The organism is Mesorhizobium onobrychidis (genome assembly GCF_024707545.1).
Taxonomy (GTDB): domain Bacteria; phylum Pseudomonadota; class Alphaproteobacteria; order Rhizobiales; family Rhizobiaceae; genus Mesorhizobium; species Mesorhizobium onobrychidis.
Window position 1 is genome coordinate 418850 of sequence record NZ_CP062229.1, and the last position, 20444, is coordinate 439293.

The window sequence follows — 20444 nt, forward strand, 5'->3', positions numbered from 1 at the left end:
TCAAGCACAGGAGCAAGGCGATGAACGGTTCCGCCGGTCGCAATTCAGAAACACGCGCCATCGTCACCGGCGGCGCGCAAGGCATCGGCTACGCCGTGGCCGAGACGCTGGCCGACGAGGGCTGCCGCGCCCTGGCGCTGGTCGGCCGTTCCAGGGAGAAGGGCGACAGGGCGGTCGCCGCACTTGCGAAAAACGGCGTCGACGCCATCTTCATCAGCGCCGATGTCTCAGAGGTGGCCGATTGCAAGCGGGCCGTCGAAACGGCGATCAGCCATTTCGGCACTATCAATGCGCTGGTCAATGCTGCCGCCACCTCGGCGCGTGGTTCGCTGGTCGAGACCTCCGAGGAAACATTCGACCAGATCTTCCAGACCAACGTGCGCGGCCCCTTCTTCCTGATGCAAGGCGTGGTGGCACAGCTGCTCGCCCGCAAGGCGCCTGGCTCGATCGTCAATGTGCTGTCGATGTCGGCGCATTGCGGCCAGTCGTTCCTGGCGCCCTATTCGTCAAGCAAGGGCGCGCTGGCGACGCTGACCAAGAATGTCGCCAATGCCTACCGCAGCAATCGCATCCGCTGCAACGCGGTGCTGCCCGGCTGGATGGATACCGAGGGCGAGGCAATCGTGCAGAAGAAATGGCACGACGCGCCTGATAACTGGCTGGAAAAGGCCGAGGCCGCGCAGCCGATGGGCCAATTGGTGAAGCCGGATCAGCTTGCCCGGTTGATCAGCTATATGATCAGCCCGCAGTCGGGCGTCATGACCGGGTCACTGGTCGACTATGACCAGAACATCGCCGGATCGTCGCCGGAGTAGCGCCGGCGAGTCCAGCGGAACGCCCATCACTTCGTCATCCACGGGCGGAGCAAGGAGCGTAGCGACGTGGCGCAGACCCGAGGATCCATGCCGTGACTTCTAGGCGCCGCTACAATGCAGAACTCTGCTCCGCTGCACTCCTTGGCCAAGGTAACGGCATGGATCCCAGGGTCTCCGCGACGGAGCTTCGCCCTGGGATGACGAACTCGGCGCTTCGGCCTCACCGGACGCGTGACAAGCGCCTCGGCTTCGATTATATGAGCCTCATGATCAACCTGACCGCCACGTATTGGTACTTTAGCAGCTCGCTGGCGGCGGGAGGATTGCGCTCGATCTGAAGATTGCAGCATCAAAATCCGAACAGCCGCCAGACCTGGCGGCTTTTTTGTTTCAAGCCGGCAGGTCTCCCAACCAGGAGCAGAAAGCCGTGTTGACCACCACAGATGATCTTCGGGTCAAGGAAATAAGGGAACTGAGTACGCCGGACCAGGTGATGCGGGAGATACCGCGCACGCTGACGGCGACGCGGACCGTTGCCGCGTCACGCAACGCTATCCACGCCGTTCTGACCGGCGCCGATGACCGGCTGGTCGTCGTCGTCGGCCCCTGTTCGATCCACGACCCGGCCGCTGCCGTAGACTACGCCAGCCGACTGGCGGGGCTGCGTGAGAGCCTGTCGGACCGGCTGGAGATCGTGATGCGGGTGTATTTCGAGAAGCCGCGCACGACGGTCGGCTGGAAGGGCCTGATCAACGATCCCGACCTGGACGGCAGCTTCAACATCGACAAAGGACTGAGGCTGGCCCGCAACGTGCTCTCCGCCGTCAACAATCTCGGCCTTCCGGCGGCGACCGAATTCCTCGACATGGCCACCCCGCAATACATTGCCGACCTCGTCGCCTGGGGCGCGATCGGCGCGCGCACGACAGAGAGCCAGATCCATCGCGAACTCGCATCCGGCCTGTCCTGCCCGGTCGGCTTCAAGAATGGCACCGACGGCAGCCTGCGGATCGCCGCCGAGGCGGTGAAGTCCGCCGCCCAGCCGCATCATTTCATGGCGGTGACGAAAGGCGGACGCAGCGCCATCGCGACGACCACCGGCAACGAGAACTGCCACGTCATCCTGCGCGGCGGCATTGTGCCGAACTATGACGCAACGAGCATAGCTGCCGCCTGCGCGGAACTCGGCCGGGTCGGCATCTCGCCACGGCTGATGATCGATGTCAGCCACGCCAACAGCAACAAGAAGCCGGAGAACCAGCCGATGGTGGTGGCTGACGTGGCGGGCCAGGTCGCGGCAGGCGACGAGCGCATCATCGGCGTTATGATCGAGAGCAACCTCGTCGCCGGCCGGCAGGAGGTCATGCCCGGCAAGCCGCTCGTCTACGGCCAGAGCATCACCGATGGCTGCATCGACTGGGCAACCACCGAGACGGTGCTGCACGGCCTTGCCGACGCCGTCGAGCGGCGCCGGTCAGCGCGACGCGCCATGATCGCCAGCCGTCCGGGAGCCGCCTGAAGCCTTTCACCTTCTCCCCTTGTGGGAGAAGGTGGATCGGCGCGTAGCGCCGAGCCGGATGAGGGGTGCTGGAAGAAACGGTGCGCTAAAATTTCAAATGAATTGAAGCCCTTACGACTTCAAGTCGCGATCCGTCCAACACCCCTCATCCGACCGAGCTTCGCTCGGCCACCTTCTCCCACAAGGGGAGAAGGGGAGCCAACGCCGGCGTTACCTTACATCCACCCAACGTTTTTCCTCGAACGAGCGCGCCATGGCATGGACGGTGCGTTCGATTTCGAGTCCTTCGTCGAAATCGATGATCCGCGCCGGCTTGCCGGCCAGCCGCGCCAAAAGTTCCCGGCATTCGATGATCTTGAGGTCGTTGAAGCCGAGACCGTGGCCGGGTGCCGGCAGGAAGGCGTCGTAGGGCTTGTGATGCGGCGCCACCAGGATGGTGCGATAGCCTTGCTCGGTCGGCCGGTCGGCGGTGAGATAGAGCTGGAACTCGTTCATCCGCTCCTGATCGTACAGGATCGAGCCCTTCGAGCCGAAGATCTGGATGGCGATCCGGCCCTTGCGGCCCCAGGCCGAACGATTGACCAGCAGCGTGCCGGCAATGCCGTTTTCGAGATGCATCAGCACGCTGGCGATGTCGTAGGTCTCGACCGCCCGGCGCCCGCCGGACGCGACGCGGCGATCGGCATAGGGTTTTGCCATATCGCACATCACGCGGGCGACGCGGCCGAACAGCACGGCGACCAGCGACAGCGGATGCACGGCGAAATCGTCGAGCGCGCCGTAACCGGACGCCGCCTCGTGCTTCCAGAAGAACAGCGCCTCCGGGTCGGCCATGAAATCCTCATCCATCTCGACGCGCAGATGGTTGACCTCGCCGATGATTTTCTCGTCGAGCAGCGCACCGATATGGCGGATGGCCGGGTTCTGGATGTAGTTGTAGCCGAGCGCGGCCACCTTGCCGGACTTTTGCGCCGCCACCGCCATGGCTTGCGCCTCGGCAAAACTCGGCGCCATCGGTTTTTCGCACCATAGGTGCTTGCCGGCTTCGAGGATGGCGATAGCCATCTCCGGGTGGAACTGGTTCGGCGTGGTCAGCGAGACGATATCGACATCCGGATCATCGACGACGGCGCGCCAGTCGCCGGAGCCCTTGGCGAAGCCGAATTCGGTGGCACGACGCTTGGCAAGCTCCTCGTCGACCTCACCGAGATGGACCAGCCTTGGCTTGGCCACGTCGGGAAAGACGGTGCAGACTGCGTTCCAGGCGATGGCGTGACACTTGCCCATGAAGCCTGTGCCGATAAGACCGACTCCGACCATTTCCTTGTCTCCGTCGCCAGAAAGATTGTGTGGATGAATTAGTCCATTTTTTCCGGAAATGGAACGCATGCCTCATTTTTTATGGCCTTCTTGCACAGGCTCGCTATGATGGGGCACACACGGCATTGACTGATGGGCCTAGGCGGAGCGACGATGGACGAACGGGTGCCCCGCGATTTCGAGACGCTGCGTACGACGATCCTGGAACGGCGCCATAGCCTGCCCAAGCGCATCGCGCAGATCGCCGCCTATGCGCTCGACAATCCCGACGATATTGCCTTTGGCACCGCCGCCAGCATTGCCGCCTCCGCCGGCGTCCAGCCTTCGACCTTGATCCGCTTCGCCCAGCAGCTCGGCTTCGACGGCTTCACCAGCCTGCAGCTGGTGTTTCGCGAGCGGCTGCGTGAGCGCAATTCGTCCTATGACGAAAGGCTGGCGGCATTGCGCGCCAAGGCAGAGGAAGGCGCCGGTCACCGGGCGATTTTCGACGGCTTCGTCGCCGCGGCCAGCACCTCGCTCAACGATATTTCAGGCAGGTTGAACGAAGACCATTTCGAAGATGCGATCGCCCTGCTGGCGAAGGCGGAGACCATCTATGTGCTGGCCAAGCGCCGCTCCTATCCGGTCGCCTCCTACGTCGCCTATGCGCTGGGCAAGCTCAAGATCCGCAACCAGCTGATCGAATCGGCCGCCGGCCTCAACGCCGAGATGATCAGCTTTGCCTCGCCCAGGGATGCCGTCATCGCCATCAGTTTCTCACCCTATGCCCCGGCGGCCATCGAGGAGGCGCGCGTCATTTCCGAGCAAGGCGTGCCGATCGTGGCGATCACCGACAGTTCGTTTTCGCCGCTCGCCCAGTTCGCCAAAGTCTGGTTCGAGGTCGCCGAGGCCGACTTCGCCGGCTTCCGCTCGCTGTCGGCAACGATGGCGCTGGCCATGGCGCTGACCGTCGCGGTTGGCGAAAAGCGGCGCGATGCGGGCAGGAAGCGCAAGGCCTAGACAACTTTTCTCTTGTTTGACCATGATCTTTTCCGAAAACCGGGCGCCACTTTTTGCTTCGCTGACCTTCGGTTCGGGATCATGGTCTAGCACTTTTCAGAAAAGGAACGCTCGTTCCATATTGACTACGGATTGGAATTAATATTTCATATTGCTGGCGCCACGCTGCCGCTCGCGCGTGTTACCCAAAACAACGTGTTGCCAAGACAACAAGGCCGACGGGAGGTACGAATGGGCGAAGCCGTGGACGCGAAACATGCGCCGCTCGACATTATCACCATCGGCCGCGCCTCGGTCGACCTCTATGGCCAGCAGATCGGCTCGCGCCTGGAGGACATCACCTCCTTTGCCAAGTCGGTCGGCGGCTGTCCGGCCAACATTTCGGTCGGAACGGCGCGGCTCGGCCTGCGCTCGGCGCTGCTCACCCGAGTCGGCGACGAGCAGATGGGCCGCTTCATCCGCGAGCAGCTGAAGCGCGAAGGCGTTTGTGTCGACGGCCTGAAGACCGATCCCGACCGGCTGACCGCGCTGGTGCTGTTGTCGGTCGAGGAGGAAGGCGTCTCGCCGATGATCTTCTACCGCTCCGACTGCGCCGACATGGCGCTTTCGGAAGACGATATCGACGAAGCGTTCATCGCTTCGGCACGCGCCATCGTCGTCACCGGTACGCATTTTTCGCGGCCCAACAGCGACGCAGCGCAGCGCAAGGCGATCCGCGCCATCAAGGCCAAAGGCGGTAAGGTGGTATTCGACATCGACTACCGCCCTAATCTCTGGGGTCTCGCCGGCCATGCCGAAGGCTTCGAGCGCTACGTGAAATCCGACCGGGTCTCCGCCCAGCTGAAGACAGTGCTGCCCGACTGCGACCTGATCGTCGGCACCGAAGAAGAGATCATGATCGCCTCCGGTGCGGATGATTGCCTGAGCGCGTTGAAGACCATCCGCTCGCTGTCCAAGGCCACGATCGTCTTGAAGCGCGGCGCCATGGGCTGCATCGTCTATGACGGGCCGATCAGCGATGATCTCGAAGACGGCATCGTCGGCAAGGGCTTTCCGATCGAGGTCTACAATGTGCTCGGTGCCGGCGATGCCTTCATGTCGGGCTTCCTGCGCGGCTGGCTTGGCGAGGAAAGCCTGGAGACGGCGGCGACCTGGGCCAATGCCTGCGGCGCCTTCGCCGTGTCGCGGCTGCTCTGCGCGCCGGAATACCCGACCTTCGAGGAATTGCAGTTCTTCCTCAAAAACGGCAGCAGGCATCTGGCGTTGCGCAAGGACGAGGCGATCAACCATATCCATTGGGCGACGACGCGCCGGCGCGATATTCCCTCGCTGATGGCGCTGGCGTGCGACCATCGTATACAGCTTGACGATGTCGCTGCGAAAGCCGGTGCCGACCCGTCGCGCATCCATGAATTCAAGGTGCTGACGGTCAAGGCGGCCGCAAAGGTTGCCGGCGGCCGTGCCGGCTACGGCATGCTGCTCGACGAGAAATATGGCCGCGAGGCGATGTTCGAATTTGCCCGCCATTCCTTCGCCTGGCTTGGCCGGCCGGTCGAGCTGCCGGGATCTCGCCCGCTTCGTTTCGAATTCTCGCAGGACATCGGTTCGCAGTTGATCGAGTGGCCGGTCGACCATTGCATCAAGTGCCTGTGCTTCTATCACCCCGACGACCCGGAGGCGCTGAAGACCGAGCAGCAGCAGAAGCTCAAAAGCCTGTTCGAGGCCGCGCGGAAAATGGGGAGAGAACTCCTCATCGAAATCATCGCCGGCAAGCACGGCAAGCTCGACGATACAACGATCCCGCTGGCACTGGAGGAACTCTATGCGCTTGATATCAAGCCCGATTGGTGGAAACTCGAACCGCAGGCTTCAGCCGGGGCTTGGGCAAAAATCGAAGCGGTGATCCTGAAGAACGATCCGTGGTGCCGCGGGATTGTGCTGCTCGGCCTGGAAGCGCCGCAGGACGAGTTGGAAGCGGCCTTCGCCGCCACCGCCAAGGCGCCCATCGTCAAGGGCTTCGCCGTCGGTCGCACCATCTTCATCAACGCGGCCGAACAATGGCTTGCCGGCAAGATGTCGGACGACGAGGCAGTTTCCGACATGGCTTCGCGCTTCGAGAGACTGACCGAGGCATGGCTTGCCGCGCGCGGCCGCAAAGCAGCATAAGAAGGCGCGGCATAAGGTCTGCGGAGGAAAACAACATGACCAAGACAATCCGCCTGACGATGGCGCAGGCGCTGACCCGCTTTCTTGCCCGCCAGATGGCCGAGATCGACGGCAAAAAAATGCCGATCTTCGGCGGCGTCTGGGCGATCTTCGGCCATGGCAATGTCGCCGGCGTCGGCGAGGCGCTCTATCAGGTGCGCGACGAATTGCCGACCTTCCGCGCTCACAACGAACAGGCGATGGCGCATGCGGCGATCGCCTACGCCAAGGCCAATTTCCGTCGCCGGTTCATGGCGGCGACGAGTTCGATCGGCCCCGGCGCGCTCAACATGGTGACGGCGGCAGCACTTGCGCATGTAAACAGGTTGCCTGTCCTGTTTCTGCCTGGCGACGTCTTCGCCAATCGCATCCCCGACCCTGTCCTGCAGCAGGCCGAGGATTTCTCCGACGGCACGGCGACGGTCAATGACTGCTTCCGCCCGGTGTCGCGCTATTTCGACCGCATCACCCGGCCCGAGCAGATCATCCCAGCGCTGAACCGTGCGATGCAGGTGCTGACCGATCCGGCCGAATGCGGACCGGTGACGCTGGCGCTCTGCCAGGACGTGCAGGCCGAGGCCTATGATTACCCCGAGAGCTTCTTTGCCGAACGGGTCTGGACCCAGCGCCGACCGCGTCCGGACCGCCAGGAGCTGGCGGCCGCGGTGGCAGCACTCAAGGGCGCGAAGAAGCCATTGGTGATTGCCGGCGGCGGCGTGCTTTATTCGCAGGCTTCCGGTGAATTGGCGAAGCTGGTGCAAGGCGCCGGCATTCCGGTCTGCGAGACGCAAGGCGGCAAATCCTCGCTTCCGGACGATCATCCGCTCAACATGGCGGCGGTCGGCGTCACCGGCACTTCGGCTGCCAACCGGCTGGCTGAAGAAGCCGATGTCGTGCTTGCCGTCGGCACCAGATTGCAGGATTTCACGACCGGCTCGTGGGCGCTGTTCAAGAATTCCGGCCGCACCATCATCGGTCTCAACAGCCAGGTCTTCGACGCTGGCAAGCACTGGGCGCTGCCGCTGGTCGCCGACGCGGCCGAAGGGCTCTCCGAGCTCGGCGCGGCGCTGAAGGGCTGGAAGGCGCCTGTCGCCTGGACCGACAATGCGGTGAAGGGCAAGACGGCATGGCAGGCCGAGGCCGGCAAGGTGACGGCCTCGACCAATGCCGCCTATCCTTCGGACGCGCAGGTGATCGGCGCCGTGCAGCGCGCCATGGGTTCAGGCGTAACCTTGCTGCATGCCGCCGGTGGCCTGCCCGGAGAATTGCACAAGCTGTGGCAGGCGGGCACGCCCGGCTCCTACCATGCCGAGTACGGCTTCTCGACCATGGGCTACGAAATAGCCGGCGGGCTCGGCGTCAAGATGGCCAAGCCCGACGAGGAGGTCGTCGTCATGATCGGCGACGGCTCCTATTTGATGCTCAATTCCGAGATCGCGACGTCGGTGATGCTTGGTCTCAAGCTGACCATCGTGCTGCTCGACAACAGGGGCTATGGCTGCATCAACCGGCTGCAGATGGCGACCGGCGGCGCCAACTTCAACAATCTGCTGAAGGACGCCCGCCACGAGGTTATGCCCGACATCGACTTCGCCGCGCATGCGGCAAGCCTCGGCGCGATTGCCGAAAAAGTATCGTCGATCGCCGGGCTGGAAACGGCGCTGGCAAAGGCAAAAGACAACAGCAAGACGACGATGCTGGTCATTGACACCGACCCATTGGTATCGACCGATGCCGGCGGCCATTGGTGGGATGTCGCCGTGCCGGAAGTCTCGGTGCGGCCGCAAGTAAACGCCGCGCGCAAGAAATATGAGGAGGCCGTGGGCAGCCGGCAGGGCTGAATCCGGCATCGCCTCGCAACGATCTGATAGTGGAGTGACGACTTGAAAGCCAAACTGGGCATGTCCCCCATCGCGTGGTGGAACGACGATCTCGTGGAACTGAGCGATGACGTGTCGCTGGAGCAGTGTCTGCGCCAATCGCGCTCGGCGGGCTTCACCGGCATGGAAATGGGCCGCCGCTTCCCCAATGATCCCAAGGTGATGCTGCCGATCCTGAAGGAGGCCGACGTGACGCTCTGCGGCGGCTGGTTCTCCGGTACGCTGGTCGACGAAGACACGGCGAAGAACAAGGATCGCATCCAGCCGATGATCGATCTGTTCAAGGCGGTGAACGCGCCTTGCATCGTTTACGGCGAGGTCAGCCGCTCCATCCAGGGCGACCGCTCGAGGCCGCTCGCCACCAAGCCAAGGCTTTCGGATGACGAGATGAAAGCCTATGCGAGGCGCCTCACGCAGTTCGGCGAATGGTGCGCCGAGCAGGGCATGCCGCTCTCGTATCACCATCATATGGCGGCGGTCGTCGAGACCGAGCCGGAGCTCGATGCCTTCATGCGCTACTCGGGTGAAGGCATTCCCTTGCTGCTCGATGTCGGTCACCTGGCCTTTGCCGGCGGTGACGTGCTGCGCGCCATCGACAACCATCACCAGCGCATCAACCACGTGCATGTGAAGGATGTGCGCATGGGGGTGATTGAAAAACTGGATCGCCAGAAGCAATCCTTTCTCGATGCCGTGGCGCTTGGCGCCTTCACGGTGCCGGGAGATGGTTCGCTGGATTTCGGTGCCATTGTGGAAAGGCTGGCGAACTACGGCTATGAAGGCTGGTTCGTGGTCGAAGCCGAGCAGGACCCGAAGAAGAATCCGCCGCTCAAGATGGCGCAAGTCGGCTACAAGGAGTTGATGCGGGTGATGACGGCCGCCGGCTACACGGTTGCAACACAGGGCTTCCCCAATGCTTGAATGCAGTATTCCCGGCGAAGGGCTGATCCGATGCGGGCGTTGATCCGATGAAGGACTCTGAGCATCCGTTCTTCCGGCCTTTGTGGCGGCGCGTTGCCATCGTCGCGGTCTGCCTGGGCTGGGCCGTGGTCGAGTTTGCCACCGGCGCGCCGTTCTGGGGCACGATCGCGCTCGGCTTCGCCGGCTATGCCGTCTGGCAGTTCTTCTATCTCTACAAGCCGGCCGACGGCGGCAAGGATCCGGCCGATACCGAACCAAAGGAATGAAGCGCGATGTCGAAACTGCTGGTCAAAGCCGATAAGGGCCATGGCCGCGTCGCCCATGTGACGCCGCAAAACGCCGGCTGGACCTATGTCGGTTTCGATCTGCATCGGCTGCGGCCAGGCGAAACAGCCTCCGGACAAACCGCGAACCGTGAAGTCTGCCTGGTGTTCGTCACCGGCAAGGGCAAGGCCAAGGCTGGCGGCAAGGATCTCGGCCTGCTCGGCGAACGCATGTCGCCCTTCGAAGGCAAGCCGTGGTCGGTCTACGTACCGCAGGGCTCTGACTGGTCGGTGACCGCCGACACCGACCTCGAAGTCGCGGTCTGCTCGGCGCCGGGGCTTGGCGGCGGCCTGCCGGTCCGCGTCATTGCGCCGAAGGATCTCGGCCAGGAGGTTCGCGGCAAGGGCACCAACACGCGCTATGTCACCAACATCCTGCCGGAAGGCAAGCGGGCCGATTCATTGCTGGTGGTCGAGGTCATTACGCCTGGCGGCCATACATCGAGCTATCCGCCGCATAAGCATGACCAGGACAATCTGCCGGCCGAATCCTATCTTGAGGAGACGTATTACCACCGCCTCAATCCGCCGCAGGGCTTTGCCTTTCAGCGCGTCTACACCGATGCCGACAAGGATGGCGCCCGCGCGCTCGACGAGGCGATGGCAATCGAGGACGGCGACGTCGTGCTGGTGCCAAAGGGCTATCACCCTTGTGCCGCCTGCCATGGCTACGACCTCTACTACCTCAACGTCATGGCCGGGCCGAAGCGGACGTGGAAATTCCACAACGCGCCCGAGCACGAATGGCTGATGAAGGCCTGAGGCGCTGCCCGTCCGGGTCGGCAAACTGGCCCAAGGCGAAAAAATCGTCGGCTAATGACCCGCCTGAACAACTTTGTTATCAGGAGCGATCATCAGCTTCGTCATTTCGTCATGCAAATCGCCTATGGCAGCGGGAGTTGACGAGGACTTTCGATGCGCTACGCTATCTATTTCACACCCCGGCAGGACGAACCGCTGGCGCGGATCGCCGCCAATTGGCTCGGCCGCGACCCGTTCGGCGCTGCCACGAGGCCGGTCGAGGCCGTGGGCGAACTGTCGGCGGCTGAAGTCGCCTTCCACACCGCTTCGGCACGCCGCTACGGCTTTCATGCGACACTGAAGGCGCCCTTCCGGCTCGCTTCGAACGAAACGGAAGGCGCGCTTCGCGCGGCACTGGACGATTTCGCCGAGACGACGCCGGTGGTGACGATCCCACGGCTGGTCGTCAGCCAGATCGACGGCTTCTTCGCGCTGGTGCCGGAAGGACCGCTGCCGGCGCTCAACCGCTTCGCCGACGACGTTGTGCGCGACTTCGACCGTTTTCGCGCGCCGCTGAGCGAGGCTGAGATCGAACGGCGCAGCCCTGACTCGCTGAAGCCGGCTGAATTCCGCAATCTCTGCCAGTGGGGCTACCCCTATGTCTTCGGCACCTTCCGGTTCCATATGACGCTGTCCGGCCGTGTCTCGTCACAGGAAAGCCCTCGTCTTCGCGCAGCAATCGACAGCCTGTTTGCGCAGGTCCTGCAACGGCCGGTGCCGGTGGACGCACTGACCCTGTTTGTCGAAACCGAACCTGGCGCCCCGTTCATGGTGCTTTCCCATCACGCGCTTGGGCGCCGCCCGGCCAGAAAAACTGCCTGAAATGGCTATTTGTTTTAACCGCATTTATGCGACGCCAATTCACCCAATCGGTGATTTCCAATTGGCTGCAAAATGCTCCAAGGACTGCCTGAAATGACCGCCGAGACCGTTCTCAACAATGCCCGCGTCGTGCTTGCCGACGAGATCGTCGAAGGGTCGATCGTGCTGCGCGACGGCTTGATCGCCGGGATCGATGCCGGTGCCGGCCGGAGCGGCGAGGACATGGGCGGCGATTTCATCATTCCCGGGCTGGTCGAGCTTCACACCGACCACCTCGAAGGCCATTACGCGCCGCGGCCGAAAGTGCGCTGGAACCCGATCGCCGCGGTGCTCGCTCACGACGCGCAGGTGGCGACCGCCGGCATCACCACCGTGCTCGACGCCTTGCGCGTCGGCATGGACGACGATGCCGACATGAATTCGGCCGACATGCGCAAGCTGGCCGATGCGATCGAGGACAGCGTCCAGCAGGACCGGCTGCGGGCCGACCATTTCATCCATCTGCGCTGTGAGGTTTCGGCGCCGGATTGTCTCTCCGCCTTCGCGCATTTCGACGGCGATGACAGGATCAAGCTGGCGTCGCTGATGGACCATGCGCCGGGACAGCGCCAGTTCGTCGATTTGGAAACCTATGCCTATTACTACCAGCGCAAGCTGAAGCTGACGGATCGCGAATTCCAGCAATTCTGTGAGAAGCGGATGGCGGAGTCGGCGACGAATTCTGGGCCGAACCGCGCCTTCATCGCTGCTGCCTGCCATCAGCGCGGCATCGTGCTGGCCAGCCATGACGACGCCACGACCGGCCATGTCGACGAGGCGATCGAACAAGGCGTCCGCGTCGCCGAATTCCCGACCACCAAAGAGGCCGCAAAAGCTTCGAAGGCGGCAGGGCTCGGGGTGCTGATGGGCGCCCCGAACGTCATGCGCGGCGCCTCGCATTCGGGCAATGTTTCGGCCCGCACGCTCGCCGGCGAAGGCCTGCTCGACATATTGTCGTCCGATTACATTCCCTTCAGCCTGATCCAGTCGGCGTTTTTCCTCGGCGACGTGGTCGACGGCATTTCCCTGCCTCAGGCGGTCGCCATGGTCTCGAAGAACCCGGCCGAGGCAGTCGGCCTCTCCGACCGCGGCGTCATCGAACAGGGCCGGCGCGCCGATGTGGTTCGCGTCCGTCTCGACGACCATGTCCCGGTTGTCCGCACCGTCTGGCGGCAGGGACGCCGGGTCGCATGATGGCGTCGGCGTCGATCGAGCGTGAATTGTCGGCCGCGGCGTTTCCGATCCGCGACGGCGTCTTCGTCGCCGTCGTCGGCCCGAGCGGCGCCGGCAAGGACACGGTGATCGGCTATGCCCGGTCGCTATTTGCCGACAAGACGCGGCTGGAGTTCGTCCGCCGGGTCATCACCCGGCCGAGCGACACGGCAAGCGAGGATCACGACACGCTTGCCGATGCGGCCTTTGTCGAGGCGGAAGCGGATGGCGCCTTCGCCATCTCCTGGGAGGCGCATGGCTTGCGCTACGGCATCCCGGCTGAAGTCGACCGGTCGGTCGCCAACGGCCGCGTCGCCGTCGCCAATGTCTCCCGCGCCATCATCCCGGCGCTGCGCGAGCGCTACGCCAATCTGGCTGTCGTCGAGATCACCGCTTCGCCGCAAATCCTGGCCGAGCGACTGGCGATGCGCGGCCGCGAGTCGCGCGGCGAAGTGCTGGCGCGACTGGCGCGCAGCGCCAATGTGGCGTTGTCCGGGCCAGGCGTCACCTCGATCGACAATAGCGGCCCGCGCGAAGCGGCCGGCGAGCGTTTTGTCGATGTGCTGCGCAAGGCGATGGCGTTTTCGGACCGACCCTGACATCGATCGAAGAATGCAGCGGGGCAGAAACTAATCTGTAGCGATCCTTCGCGCCCCCCTCTGTCCTGCCGGACATCTCCCCCACTTGGGGGGAGATTGGATGTCGCATCGGCTTTCGCCAATCTCCAACGCTGAAGAAAAGGCGCCGTCGGGCAGAACTGCCAATCTCCCCCCTTGTGGGGGGATGTCCGGCAGGACAGAGGGGGCTGTCCCGCCGACTCAAAGGTTCGTGAAGCGGCTACTCCGCGGCCGCACCAGCCGCGCCCTTGCGGGTTGCCTCCAGCATCAGCCGCCGCTCCCGGTACACGCCCCATTGCTGGTCGACCAGCACGCCAATGAGGATCACGCCGCCCATCACTGCGAAATTGAGCGAGGAGGGGATGCCGAGCAGGTTGACGAGGTTCTGCAGCTCCTGCAGCAGGACCGTGCCTAAGATCACGCCGATCAGCGAGCCTTCGCCGCCGCGCAGAGAAAAGCCGCCGAGCACCGCCGCCGCAATGGCATAGAGTTCATAGAACTGGCCGTGGCTCGCCGGCGAGATCGAGCGCGTGTACATGGCGAAGTAGATCGCCGACAGCGCCGTCAGCACACCGCAGATGACATAGGCCGCCATGACGACGCGGCCGGTGCGGATGCCGGAATATTTCGCCGCCTCCTCGTTCTTGCCGATGGCGTAGAGGTAGCGGCCGAACACCGAACGGTGCAGCACCACCCACATCACGATGGCGATGACGATCAGCGCGATGAAGCTGTTTGGCACGCCATAGGATCGCCCGGCGGTCAGGAACTCGAGTTCCGGAAAGTTCTGTCCGAAGGCAAAGCCCGCCGTGCCGTCGGCAGTGTAGAACCGCGCGACGCCGCGGTAGATCAAGAGGCCGCACAGCGTCACCACGAAAGGCTGCAATTTGAGCCGCGTGATCAGCCAGCCATGTGCCAGCCCGATGATGCCGCCGAGCACGAGGATCAGCGGCAGCGCGACCGGCCATGCCATGCCGCGCGTGGCGATGAAATCGACGAACAGGACGCCGAGCAGCGCGACCACCGAGCCGACCGACAATTCGATGCCGCCGGTGATGATGACGAAAGCTTGGCCGATCGCCAGTATGCCGAACAGCCCAATCAGGTTCGAGGTGTTGGCGAGGTTGATCGGCAGCAGGAAGCGCGGATTGATGATCGCCACCACCGCTCCCACCACGAGGATCAGGATCAGCAGGCCGAGATCTTTCTTGCTCATCGTCTTCTCCCCAATGCCCGCGAATTATTTCGGCTGCTTGCCGACGGCCAGCAGCAGCACGTTTTCCTGGCTGAACTGTTCCTTGTCGAGAATGCCTGAGATCTGGCCCTCATGCATAACGGCGATGCGGTCGGAGACGCCGATCACCTCCTCCATGTCGCTGGAGATCATCAGCACCGCGACGCCGGCATCGGCCAGCGCCCGCATCAGCCCGTAGATCTCGGCCTTGGCGCCGATGTCGATGCCGCGTGTCGGCTCGTCGAGGATCATCACCCTGGGGTTCATGGCCAGCCATTTGGCCAGCACGACTTTTTGCTGGTTGCCGCCGGACAGCGTGCCGGTGCGCGTCGCCACCGAGGGCGCCTTGACGCCGAGATTGCTTTTCTGCTTCTCGGCGGTGACGGCTTCGGCGCTGGCAGAAACCAGGAACCGCCGGGCATGCGCCGGAAGATTGGGGAGCGAAATATTCTGGGCAATCGACAGATCGAGCAGGATTCCGGTCAGCTTGCGATCCTCGGGGACGAGGAAAATCCCGTTGGCGACAGCGTCGGCGGCCGAACCAAGAACCAGATCCTTTCCATCAAGCTGGAGCGCACCGCCAAGGCTCTTCTCGATGCCGAAAAGCACGCGCGCCAGTTCGGTCCGGCCGGAGCCGACAAGACCCGCCAAGCCAAGAATTTCGCCATGCCTGACGCCGAGATCGACCGGTCGGTCGGGATAGGCGCTGGTGCGAATGGCTTTGGCCGACAGGGCGACCGTGCCGGGCGGGCGCGCCGATTCTGCCGCCTTCTCCCTCTCCTTCAGCATGCGGCCGATCATCAGCTTGACCATCTGGTCGTGGTTGATGGCGTTCTTCGGCAGCGTGCCGGCAAGCATACCGTCCCTCAGCACAACGACGCGATCGGCGACCCGCTCGACCTCGTGAAGACGGTGCGAGATGAAGATGACGCTGATGCCCTCCGCCTTCAGCGCCTTGATGACATCGAGCAGCTTGTCGGTTTCGGCAAGTGGCAGGCTCGACGTCGGCTCGTCGAGGATCACCAGCCTTGCCTCGATCGACAGCGCCTTGGCGATTTCGACCATCTGCTGCTGGGCAAGCGATAGCGTCGATACCGGCGTGTCGGCCGAAAAATTGGCGCCCACGCGTTTGAGCAGCGGCGCCGACAGCGCGCGCAGCCTGGCGCGGTCGACAAGCCTAAGCGGACCGGCGCGCAAAGGCTCGCGGCCGAAATAGATGTTGGCGGCAACGTCGAGGTTCTCGAACAGGTTGAGTTCCTGATGAACGAAGGCGATGCCGGAACCGATGCTGGCTTCGACGGTCAGCCCGTCATGGGCGATGCCGTCGACGGTGATCGTGCCGGTGTCGGGGGTGGTCACGCCGCCGAGGATCTTCATCAGCGTCGACTTGCCGGCGCCGTTTTCGCCGACGAGGCCGATGACCTCGCCGGGCCTGACCTCCATCGAAAACCCGTCCAGCGCGACCACGCCGGGATAGGTCTTGCGCACGCCCTCGAGACTGAGGAACGGGGCGGTCGTGGATGCGCCGATGGATGCGTCGGAATAATTCATTCACGCCTGACAGCAGTTGGCGGGGTCGGCCTCCCCGCAGATTGACGAGCCTGATCAAGCCCGTCAATAACAAGCGGAGCCAGTCACGCCAGCGTCGCGCTGCCCCTCACCCTTACGCTCTCCCCGTCAAGAACGCGGAGAAGGATCGCCAGCGTTGCAACCACTGCCCTTCTCCCCGCTCTTCACGGGGAGAAGGTGCCGGCAGGCGGATGAGGGGCAGCGCCGACGACGCTCAGTTTCCAGACATCGCCTTCAGATTGGCGGCATAGGCGTCGACATCGTCCTTGCCGATGATCTTGGTCGGCACGATGATCAATCCGTCGGCGGGAACACCCGACTTGTCGCCCTTGAGATAGGCGGCCATCAGCTTCATGCCTTGATAGGCCCACTCGAAGGGCTGCTGGACCACCGTGGCGGCAACGGTGCCTTCCTTGACGCCGCCCAGCGTGATCGGATCGTCGTCGAAGCCGACGACCGTGATCTGACCGAGCTTGCCGGCGTCGCGCAGCGCTTCATAGATACGCGGCGTGTTGTAGGAATAGAAGCCGACCATGCAGGTGACGTCGGGGCTGGCGACCAGCGCGTCCTCGACGTTCTTCTTGGCGCGGGCCTGGTCGATGTCGTCGCCACGCACGTCGATCAGCTCGATCTTGGTGCCGGCGAGCCCTTCCTTCATGCCCTCGATGCGCTCCTTGGCATTATCGGCGCCGAGCAGGCCGACGAAGCCGAGGCATTTGCCGCCGTCGGGCATCGCCTTCTTGGCGATCTCGGCCGCCTGCTTGCCGGCATCGATGTTGGACGAGCCGATATAGGCGACCCGCTTGGTCTGCGGCGCGTCGCTGTCGGTGGTGAACAGCGCCGTCTCCGAGGCGATCTTGTTGAGCCCGTCGGTAGACGTCTTGGGATCAACGGCCGAAACCATGATCGCCTTGACGCCGGCCGTCACCAGATCGTCCATCAGCCGCTGCTGGATGGCGACCGATGACTGCTCCGGATATTTGAGCTCGAGATTGTAGTCGGGCAGTTCGGCCTGGGCCTTCTTGACGCCGGCTTCGGCCGCCTTCCAGAAATCGGAAGCGCCGTTGACGACGAAGGCCAGCGTCGGTTTATCCTGGGCACGGGCAATCGCCGTGATGGACAGGCCGAGAGCCAAGGCCGCGGCAGCGACGGACGCATTTCGTATCGCAGATTTCATGTTCAACCTCCCATTTGATTCAGTCATTTTTCGCTGATCTGAACTTGTCGGATGCGGCTGGACGCCTCCTCCTCAAGGGGTGCTGGCAGCGAAAGAACGGCGCCATTCCAGCCGCGATTTTGGACTTTAGAGACTCATTGGCTGTTCGTATAGTCGGATTTGTCTGACATTTCCGTAATTGCGTGGCGTTGCTTTGCCGGCCCAAGAGCCGCGGATGCCGCGCCACGCGCCTGCTTCCCGTCATGGCCCGTTCGGTCCCGAGCCGGGCATGACGAATTGACAATAGAACGCTTACGCCTATTAGTAAATAGTATTAGTCTCTGGTTGGAAACCTGGTGCCGCTGGCGAATGGCTGCCTGCCGTGTGGTGAGAAAGGGAGGCTTCCTAGTCCGTTTAGCGGCCTTGAAATTGGGTCACATTCCCAATCTTCCAGAAACCGCGTATCGCTCTCTCCCCGCTACTAGCCATTCGGCTGCCAGGATGATAATAATGATTAATCGAGTGCCTGTTTTATAAACGCGAAGCGTCGTCGGGCGCGCCCCACCGTCTTTAATGACGTCCAGGACGACCTCTGGTTAGCCAAGCCCTGAATTTGGAAACACAATGCCATGAGCGAACCGACGGATCTGCGCGATCCTGCCCTTGAACCTTCCCGGCGTCGAAAGCCATCGGCCAAGAATCCCAAGGGTCGCGTCACCATGACCGATATCGCCAGGGCCGCCGGCTGCTCGCAGGCGACGGTTTCGTTCGTCCTCAACAACACACCGGGCATAAGGCTCTCGCAGCAGACCCGCGAACGGGTGATCGAGGCCGCGCGGGGTCTCGGCTATGCGCCACCAGCCTTCTCTGCTCTTCGCAGCCCTATCGCCTCGTTCGAGGGGCTGGACGGGGTGATCGGCTTCGCGGTCGATCAACTGGCGACCAGCCCCGAGGCGGTCGTCGCCATCGAAGGCGCGAGACAGGCCTCGTGGAATGCCGGCAATGTCGTGCTGGTCGCGCAGACTTTAGGGGATTCCGTCATGGAGCCGCGCGCGATTGCGGCACTGACCAAGCGAGGCATTTCGGCGCTGATCTACATGACCATCTTCACGCGCGAGATCGCCGCGCCCGACTATCTCTACGACCTCGATATCCCGGTCATCCTGCTCAATTGCTATACCGCCGACTACGCCTTCCCCGCCGTGGTGCCGAGCGAAATCGCCGGCGGGCAGAGCTCCACCCGCCACCTGATCAGCCATGGCCACCGCCGCATCGCCACCATCACCGGCGAGCCGTGGATGCAGGCGGCGCAGGATCGGTTGAAGGGCTACCGCCGGGCGCTGGCGACGGCCGACATCCCGTTCGATGCGGAGCTGGTGGTCGAGGGCGACTGGTCGGCGAGCGCCGGCTACGCCGCGACCGTCAAGCTTCTGGCGCTCAAGGACCGCCCAACCGCAATCTTCTGCCAGAACGACCGCACCGCGATCGGCTGCTACGAAGCGCTGAAGGAAGCCGGCCTGCACATCCCTGGGGATATTTCCGTGATCGGCTATGACGACGAGGAAATCGCCCGGCATCTGTTCCCGCCTTTGACGACGTCGATCCTGCCGCATTTGGCGATGGGGCAATGGGCGATCGAGCAATTGGAAGTCCCTGCACCGCCCGGCCGCGGCCGCTACCCCATTACCAAGCTTGAATGCCCGCTGGTCGAGCGGGAATCGGTCAGTGCTGTGGCGCCTGGGCGCACACACGGACTGACAGCCAGCTGAGCACCTCCAGACTTCCGTCAATGCAAGCGCCGTACTGATGCCGCTCCAAGCCAGACAGGCGCCCCCGCAAAGGGCGATGGCCCCGAAATTGTCTCCTGGCATGGTGGATCGGGATTCTTGTATCCCGAGTTCTGCGGATTGACATACGGTTTGCTGCAGTCTGGTTGTGGCGAAATCCTGGATCCAAGGGTAAATCTGATCTGGTTCGCCGTTCCGCGCCGGCCTTCGAGCCCGATTTCCTCGCTGACCCGGATCGGCAACCCGCCAGGAGTTATACTGCCATGAAGCTCCAGCATCGCCATGACCCGCCGCGCGATTTCGTCGGTTACGGCCGGCGGCCGCCGCAGATCATCTGGCCGGACGGACGTCTGGTCGCAGTCAATCTCGTGGTCTGCTACGAGGAAGGGTCGGAATATTCGCTGTTCGAGGGCGACGACCATAGCGATGGCTGGGGCGAATATCCGTTGTCGGCGCCGGCCGGCATCCGCGATCTCGGCACCGAAACGCATTTCGAGTATGGCAGCCGCGTCGGCATCTGGCGCATCGCCAGACTGCTCGAGCGACACGGTGTCCACGCCACGATCTCGAGCTGTGCCGAGGCGCTGCGGCGCAACCCGGAGGTGACGGCATGGCTGCGCCAATCGGGTCACGATCTGCTCGGCCATGGCCTGCGCTGGACCGAACAATGGACCCTGAGCCGCGACGAGGAGCGCGGCCATCTGCAGCGCGCCGTCGCGCTGTTCATCGAGCTGCTCGGCGAGCGCCCGATCGGCTGGAACAGCCGTTCCTTTCCCAGCGTCAACACGCGCGACCTCCTGATCGAGGAAGGCGGCTTCCTGTATGATTCGGATCCGTGCAACGACGACCTGCCCTATTTCGTGCCGGCACAGAACGGGCGCCTTCTGGTCGTGCCCTATTCCAAGACCTTGAACGACAGCCGCTATCTCGTCAGCCCCGGCTATGTGACGCCCAAAGACTTTGTGGACAACGTCGAAGCCTATCTGGACTTCCTGATCAGGGAAGCCAGGAAAGAAGGCGGGCGAATGATGACGATAGCAATCCATGCGCGGTGGACCGGCCAACCCAACCGGGCCGCAGCATTGGAAGGCATAATCGAGACGGTTCTGTCCAGGCCGGAGGCCGTCTTCATGCGCCGCAACGATATCGCCCGTTATTGGCTGTCGCTGTTTCCGGCCGAGGGCGAAGCGCCATGAGCCAACGTCCAACTCGCATGGCGAACGGC

The 20444-nt window shown here is 63.3% G+C and carries 17 protein-coding genes; 13 read left to right on the forward strand and 4 right to left on the reverse strand.

What is annotated here, in order from left to right; translation table 11 throughout:
• The first annotated feature begins 20 nt into the window (after positions 1-20).
• Entirely contained in the window at positions 21-815 is a 795-nt protein-coding gene (locus tag IHQ72_RS01945; protein ID WP_258120897.1) for an SDR family oxidoreductase, read from the forward strand.
• 427 nt (positions 816-1242) lie between these two features.
• Positions 1243-2334, forward strand: coding sequence for a 3-deoxy-7-phosphoheptulonate synthase (locus tag IHQ72_RS01950; protein WP_309508750.1), 1092 nt, complete (start codon positions 1243-1245; stop codon positions 2332-2334).
• 210 nt (positions 2335-2544) lie between these two features.
• On the opposite strand, the gene IHQ72_RS01955 is transcribed toward IHQ72_RS01950, so the two are convergent.
• Positions 2545-3654 carry a Gfo/Idh/MocA family protein gene (locus IHQ72_RS01955; protein WP_258120898.1) on the reverse strand — a complete coding sequence of 370 codons (1110 nt, stop codon included), beginning with the start codon at positions 3652-3654 and terminating at the stop codon, positions 2545-2547.
• A 153-nt stretch (positions 3655-3807) separates the two neighbouring features.
• On the opposite strand from IHQ72_RS01955, the gene IHQ72_RS01960 reads away from it, so the two are divergent.
• The 9 genes from IHQ72_RS01960 to phnN all read left to right on the forward strand — a co-directional run bounded on the left by IHQ72_RS01960 (position 3808) and on the right by phnN (position 13455).
• A complete protein-coding gene (locus tag IHQ72_RS01960) occupies positions 3808-4653 on the forward strand; it encodes a MurR/RpiR family transcriptional regulator (RefSeq protein WP_258120899.1) in 846 nt (281 codons plus the stop codon).
• A 231-nt stretch (positions 4654-4884) separates the two neighbouring features.
• A complete protein-coding gene (locus IHQ72_RS01965) occupies positions 4885-6819 on the forward strand; it encodes a bifunctional 5-dehydro-2-deoxygluconokinase/5-dehydro-2-deoxyphosphogluconate aldolase (RefSeq protein WP_258120900.1) in 1935 nt (644 codons plus the stop codon).
• 35 nt (positions 6820-6854) lie between these two features.
• Positions 6855-8699, forward strand: a complete 1845-nt coding sequence (iolD, locus tag IHQ72_RS01970) for a 3D-(3,5/4)-trihydroxycyclohexane-1,2-dione acylhydrolase (decyclizing) (protein ID WP_258120901.1) — start codon at positions 6855-6857, stop codon at positions 8697-8699.
• Between the two features lie 42 nt (positions 8700-8741).
• The gene (gene iolE / locus IHQ72_RS01975; protein ID WP_258120902.1) at positions 8742-9659 is read left to right on the forward strand and encodes a myo-inosose-2 dehydratase; all 918 of its coding nucleotides are present in this window, start codon (positions 8742-8744) and stop codon (positions 9657-9659) included.
• Between the two features lie 47 nt (positions 9660-9706).
• A complete protein-coding gene (locus tag IHQ72_RS01980) occupies positions 9707-9925 on the forward strand; it encodes a DUF3329 domain-containing protein (protein WP_095494037.1) in 219 nt (72 codons plus the stop codon).
• Between the two features lie 6 nt (positions 9926-9931).
• Entirely contained in the window at positions 9932-10744 is an 813-nt protein-coding gene (gene iolB / locus IHQ72_RS01985) for a 5-deoxy-glucuronate isomerase (RefSeq protein ID WP_258120903.1), read from the forward strand.
• Between the two features lie 153 nt (positions 10745-10897).
• Positions 10898-11605, forward strand: a complete 708-nt coding sequence (locus tag IHQ72_RS01990; RefSeq protein ID WP_258120904.1) for a DUF1045 domain-containing protein — start codon at positions 10898-10900, stop codon at positions 11603-11605.
• 93 nt (positions 11606-11698) lie between these two features.
• Complete coding sequence (locus IHQ72_RS01995) at positions 11699-12838, forward strand: alpha-D-ribose 1-methylphosphonate 5-triphosphate diphosphatase (RefSeq protein WP_258120905.1); 1140 nt, start codon at positions 11699-11701, stop codon at positions 12836-12838.
• On the forward strand, positions 12835-13455 hold the full coding sequence (gene phnN / locus IHQ72_RS02000; protein ID WP_258120906.1) for a phosphonate metabolism protein/1,5-bisphosphokinase (PRPP-forming) PhnN: 621 nt from the start codon (positions 12835-12837) through the stop codon (positions 13453-13455). Before IHQ72_RS01995 ends, phnN begins: the two co-directional genes overlap by 4 nt.
• A 238-nt stretch (positions 13456-13693) precedes the next feature.
• On the opposite strand, the gene IHQ72_RS02005 is transcribed toward phnN, so the two are convergent.
• The 3 genes from IHQ72_RS02005 to IHQ72_RS02015 form a co-directional block, all read right to left on the reverse strand.
• Positions 13694-14689, reverse strand: a complete 996-nt coding sequence (locus IHQ72_RS02005) for an ABC transporter permease (protein WP_077374661.1) — start codon at positions 14687-14689, stop codon at positions 13694-13696.
• A 24-nt stretch (positions 14690-14713) separates the two neighbouring features.
• On the reverse strand, positions 14714-16258 hold the full coding sequence (locus tag IHQ72_RS02010; RefSeq protein ID WP_258120907.1) for a sugar ABC transporter ATP-binding protein: 1545 nt from the start codon (positions 16256-16258) through the stop codon (positions 14714-14716).
• A gap of 232 nt (positions 16259-16490) precedes the next feature.
• Positions 16491-17453 (reverse strand): sugar-binding protein, encoded by a 963-nt coding sequence (locus IHQ72_RS02015; RefSeq protein WP_123146202.1) that lies wholly within the window; start codon positions 17451-17453, stop codon positions 16491-16493.
• Positions 17454-18061: 608 nt separating this feature from the next.
• On the opposite strand from IHQ72_RS02015, the gene IHQ72_RS02020 reads away from it, so the two are divergent.
• Together IHQ72_RS02020 and IHQ72_RS02025 are read left to right on the forward strand one after the other, a co-directional pair.
• Entirely contained in the window at positions 18062-19201 is a 1140-nt protein-coding gene (locus IHQ72_RS02020) for a LacI family DNA-binding transcriptional regulator (protein WP_258120908.1), read from the forward strand.
• Positions 19202-19482: 281 nt separating this feature from the next.
• Positions 19483-20415: a polysaccharide deacetylase family protein gene (locus IHQ72_RS02025; RefSeq protein WP_258120909.1), complete on the forward strand. Its 933-nt coding sequence runs from the start codon at positions 19483-19485 to the stop codon at positions 20413-20415.
• Positions 20416-20444: the final 29 nt, after the last annotated feature.